This is a genomic window from Enterocloster sp. 210928-DFI.2.20, from assembly GCF_020554465.1.
Taxonomy (GTDB): Bacteria; Bacillota; Clostridia; order Lachnospirales; family Lachnospiraceae; genus Enterocloster; species Enterocloster bolteae.
Genome location: NZ_JAJCHK010000119.1, coordinates 1 through 319, shown reverse-complemented (window position 1 = coordinate 319; position 319 = coordinate 1). Strand labels below are relative to the sequence as shown.

Genomic DNA, 319 nt, shown 5'->3' with positions numbered 1-319 from the left:
ATTGGAAGTTTGAGTGCCCTATGTGCGGACATATTGCATCAATCAGGGATTTTAAGGAGGCTGGAGCCAAAGGACCAAACTGTGCCTGCCAGGAGTGTATTGGAAGATATACGGGAAAGGGGTCTCCGAAAGCGGGAGATACGTCTGGCTGCAACTGGGCGGCTTATGGACTCTTTGGTATTCCGAATGGGAAGGGGATTATTGTCCTGGATGAGGAAGGAATCGGGACGGAGTGTTTTGCATTTGCAGGACAGGAGGTGTAGCCATGCCAGGGAAACATACGAAGCTCTTTAAACGCATATTCCATGGTGATTTCCGT

At 49.5% G+C, this 319-nt stretch carries 1 protein-coding gene; it reads left to right on the top strand.

Features of this window, described 5'->3' with window-relative positions; genetic code table 11:
* The coding region (locus tag LI015_RS28105; protein WP_227126793.1) for a VVA0879 family protein at positions 1 to 263 on the top strand (263 nt) is incomplete at its 5' end.
* Between the last annotated feature and the right edge of the window lie 56 nt (positions 264 to 319).